This is a genomic window from Sphingomonas bacterium, assembly GCF_028292945.1.
Lineage (GTDB): Bacteria > Pseudomonadota > Alphaproteobacteria > Sphingomonadales > Sphingomonadaceae > Sphingomonas.
In genome coordinates this window covers 1-4,901 of sequence record NZ_JAQGLJ010000129.1, presented here as the reverse complement: position 1 = coordinate 4,901, position 4,901 = coordinate 1, and the positions used below count along the sequence as shown (strand labels likewise).

Below are 4,901 nucleotides of genomic sequence, written 5' to 3'. Positions count from 1 at the left end.
GACCGTGCAGCCCCTGCCCCGATGTTCGCCCAGGCATTGCTCCGGCCGCCACACCGCCACACCCCGTGAGGTCTTGACCGATAGTTCGTCCGTGGAATCGCCCAAGTAGAGCAGATAGGGAAAGGGGATCATGCCAGTCTCACGTCCTCACGTGCATCTCGGTGCGGGCTTACCTTGCCCCGTCCGTCCATCATGTCGTCTAGGCGGCAGGCCAACCTCAAAGGAAGCGGAGCCCTATAGATAGGAGCTATGGCGCCAATCCTGGATAAGTATCGCCGCGTGGACTGCTCCTATTGCCCATATCCAATGGCTATAGCATCGCAAAATCTATGAAACGATGGCCCGGTTGACCGTCGGGTTGGCCACTGTCAGCTTTGATATACGATACCGTAGAATCACGATTTGCAAACAGTGCCGGCAACAAGGAGGTAAACCATTGGTCGGTGGGGCGTCATTCACGAGGGGGAGCATCGAAACGTCGAGCCGCACCGTCGCGGAGTTCGCTCACGACTTGGATTTTGGTCTAAAAGCGAAGCGGAAGCTGGCGCTGCGGGCGTCGGCGACAGCGTTGATTCTCGTGGCGGCACCCGCGCTTGCGCAGGAAGCCCCCACCGAGCCCGAGCAGATTCCTCCCGTTTCTGCCCCCGCGGCCGCGCAGGACGAGGCACAAGCCGAGAGCGGGGGCGGCGAAATCACCATCACCGGCTCGCGCATCCAGCGCGATGGCTATCGCGCCCCAACGCCGCTGACCGTGCTCAACACCGAGGATATCGAGGCGACCGCGCCCGCGAACATCGCCGATTATGTCAACGACATCCCGTCGCTGGTCGGCAGCGCGACCCCGGCCAATTCGAACCTGCAGATCAGCGCCGGCACCGCGGGCGTCAACGCGCTCAACCTGCGCGGCCTCGGCACCGCCCGCACCCTCGTCCTGCTCGACGGCCAGCGCTCGGTCGGGTCGACGCTCGGCGCGCTGGTCGACGTCAACACCTTTCCGCAGGGCCTGATCAAGAGCGTCGAGATCGTCACCGGCGGCGCATCGGCGGCCTATGGCTCGGATGCGGTCTCAGGCGTCGTCAACTTCATCCTCGACAAGGAGTATAGCGGCCTCAAGGGTGTCGCCGAATATGGCATCACCGATTATGGCGATGCGGCCAGCTACCGCTTCAACCTGACCGCCGGCACCGGCTTCGCGGGTGGCCGCGGCCACCTGCTGCTCAACGGCGAGCTCGCGGTGAAGGAGGGCCTGCACGGTGTGCCGCGCGACTGGAACAATCGCGGCGCCTACATGATCAACAACCCCGCTTACGCGGTCGGCAACGGCCAGCCCGAGCGGCTGGTCGTGTCGGGTGCGGGCCTCAGCCAGGCGACGCGCGGCGGCGTCATCACCAACACCGCGCTGCGCGGCACCCAGTTCGGTGTCGGCGGCGCGGTCAGTCAGTATAATTTCGGCGGGAACCGTGATCCGTGGCAGATCGGCGGAGACTGGCAGGCGACCCAGGTCAACGGCTTCCAGTCGCTCGATCCCGAGGAAAATCGTAAAAGCGCCTTCGGCCGGCTGAGCTTCGAGATCCTCGACGGCCTCGAGCTGTTCGGCCAGGCCTCTTACGCCAGATCGGAGAATCTCGGCTGGCTCGGAGTCCAGCTCAATCAGGCCAATGTCACGATCCGATCGGACAATGCCTTCATCCCGGCCCCGGTCCGCGCCCAGCTCCAGGCCCTCGGCATCGCGCAGTTCACGCTCGGCACGACCAACGCCGACCTGCCGATCCGCAAGAACGACACCGACCGGGAGCTTCAGCGCTATGTCGTCGGCGCCAACGGCTCGTTCCCCTTGTTCGCCGGCCGCGCGCGCTGGGACGTCTATTATCAGAAGGGGGTCAGCGCGACCCGCGAGATGGCGCGCGACATCACCAACAACGCCCGGCTTGCGCTCGCCCAAGACGCGGTATTCGCGCTCGCCGGCAATGCGATCGGGGTGGCGGCGGGCACGATCGTCTGCCGCTCCACCCTCACCGCACCCGGCAACGGCTGTGTGCCGCTCAATCGGCTCGGCATCGGCGTCGCCAGCCCGGCGGCGCTCGAATACGTTCTCGGCAACCCGTTCCGCCGGCAACGCTTCGAGCAAAACGTCTACGCCGCCAACCTGTCGTTCGACGCCTTTCAGCTGCCCGCCGGACCAGTGTCGGTCGCGGTCGGAGCCGAGCATCGCCGCGAGAAGGTCTCCGGAGAGGTGCCGACCGAGTTTCAGTCCGGCTGGTTCGTCGGCAACTTCCTGCCCAGCTTCGGCGCCTACGATGTCACCGAAGGCTATGTCGAGCTGCTGGTGCCGGTGATCGATGGTCTCGACTTGAACGGGGCGGTGCGCGGCACCGATTATTCGACTTCGGGCTATGTCACGACCTGGAAGGCGGGCGTCACCTTCCAGCCGATCCCCGACATCCGCCTGCGCGCGACGCGCTCGCGTGACATCCGCGCGCCGAACCTCGGCGAGTTGTTCACCGCCGGCTCGACCCGGATCAACGTGGTGATCGATTCATCGCAGAACAACGCCTCGGTGCAGTTCGCCGGCACCACCCGCGGCAATCCGCTGCTCGAGCCGGAGAGAGCCGATCAGTGGGGCGCGGGCGTCGTGCTGACTCCGCGGTTCCTGCGCGGCTTCGCGATGTCGGTCGATTATTACGACATCATGATCGACGGCGCGATCGGCTCGGTGAATGCGCAGACGATCGTCGATCGCTGCAACGAAGGCGTCGAGGCGTTCTGCACCGCCGTCGTCCGCGGACCCAATGCGTTCGGCAATGCCTTGCAGGTCTTCGAAAGTCCGTTCAATTTCGCGCGGCAGCGGGCGAAGGGCATCGACATCGAAGGCTCGTACCGGGTGCCGATCGGCGCCGGCGACGTCACCCTGCGGGCAATGGCAACCCGCTATCTCAAGAACTTCTTCGACAACGGCATCGATGCACCGGTCGAGCGGGTCGGTCAGAACGGAGTCGACGCGGGGACCACGCCGAAGTGGCTGTACCGGGTGCAGGGCGGTTATTCGAACGCCGGCTTCCAGGCCAATCTGGTCGGCCGCGGTGTCAGCGCCGGCGTCTACGACAACAGCTTCATCGAGTGCGCCGGCAATTGCCCGGTTTCCAGCGTAACCAACCGAACCATCAACGACAATCGGATCAAGGGCGCCTTCTACCTCGATGCGGCCACCTCCTACGAGGTCAAGATAGGCGAGCGTACGCTGCAGCTCTTCCTCAGCGTCAACAACCTGCTCGATAAGGATCCGTCGCTGGTCGCGCCGGGGCCGGCGGGCAGCGCCTATGCGACCCCGGCGACCAACCAGTCGCTCTACGATCTGCTGGGACGGACCTACCGCTTCGGCGTGCGCTTCTCGATGTGAAGGACGAACGATGAGATCGATGTTGCTCTCCGCCGCTGCGCTGCTTGCCACGATCAGTCCAGCCGCCGCCCAGCAGTATGACGTCCTGATCCGCGGCGGGACGGTCTACGACGGCAGCGAGGCGCCGGGACGCAAGGCGGATGTTGCGATCAAGGGTGACCGGATCGTCGCTGTCGGCACCATTCCGGCCTCGGCGCGGGCGGCGGCCGTGATCGACGCGAGCGGGCGGATCGTCGCGCCGGGTTTCATCGACGTCCATTCGCACGCCGCACCGAACATCCAGACAGCGAAGCTCGCAGCGGCGCTGTCGATGCTCCACCAAGGCATCACTACGGTGATGATCAATCCTGACGGCGGTGGGCCTGCCGATCTTCGCCAGCAGATCATCGATCTTCAGACTCAGGTGCCCGGGATCAACGTTATTCCGCTGATCGGCCACAATGCGGTGCGCGAGGCGGTGATGGGGAATGTCGCGCGCAAGGCAACCCCGGCCGAACAGGCGAAGATGGAGGGGCTCGTCACCTCCGCCATGCGCGCTGGCGCCTTCGGGATGTCGGATGGTCCGTTCTACATTCCGGCGAAATACTCGGACACCGCCGAGATCGTCGGGCTGGCCAAGGCGGCGGCGCGGTTCCCCAAGGCCTTCTACACCAGCCACATTCGCGATGAGGGCAATTACGACGTCGGCGTGGTGGCTGCAGTAGAGGAGGTGATCGCCGTCGGGCGCGAAGCCAAGATCCCGGCCGTGGTGACCCACATTAAGGTGCTGGGCCCGCAGGTCTGGGGCAAGTCGGCCGAGGTGATCGCGCATATCGACAAGGCCCGTGCCGCGGGGCTCCAGATCTGGGCCGATCAATATCCCTATACAGCGTCGGGATCGAGCCTGATGGCGTCGCTGGTGCCCGGATGGGCGCAGGAAGGCGGGGCCAAGGAACTCGCCAAGAGGCTCGAGGACCCCGAGACGCGAGCGAAGATCCGCGCCGAAATGGTCCCCAATCTCGCCCGGAGGGCGGGCCCGAATGCGATCATGATCCGGCACTTTGCCGCCGATCCCTCGCTCGACGGCAAGCGGCTCGACGAGATCGGCCGGATGCAGGGCAAGGACCCGCTCGACGCCGCGATCGACATGCTGCGCCGCGGTGATGGCGTGCCGACGGTTTCGTTCAACATGAGCGAGGCCGACGTCGAGGCGCTGATGCGCCAGCCATGGACGATGACCAGCACCGATGGCGGTCTGCCCGAGTTCGGCCAGACCTCCGAACATCCTCGCGCCTACGGCGCGTTCCCCCGCAAGCTGCGCAACTATGTGCTCGACAAGCCGGTGATCCCGATCGAGCGCGCGATCCACGCCGCGACCGGCCTGCCGGCGAAGGTGTTCGCGATCCCCGAACGCGGCATCATCCGCCGGGGCGCCTTTGCCGACGTGATCGTGTTCGATCCCAAGACGGTGCGCGACACGGCGACCTACGAGCAGCCGCACGCTTATGCCGTCGGTATGGATTAT

At 65.4% G+C, this 4,901-nt stretch carries 2 protein-coding genes; both read left to right on the top strand.

Annotated elements, in window-relative coordinates:
- The first annotated feature begins 577 nt into the window (after positions 1–577).
- On the top strand, positions 578–3,397 hold the full coding sequence (locus JWN21_RS13780; protein WP_299651385.1) for a TonB-dependent receptor: 2,820 nt from the start codon (positions 578–580) through the stop codon (positions 3,395–3,397).
- Between the two features lie 10 nt (positions 3,398–3,407).
- A partial coding sequence (locus JWN21_RS13775) for an amidohydrolase family protein (protein ID WP_299651383.1) occupies positions 3,408–4,901 on the top strand: 1,494 nt, incomplete at its 3' end.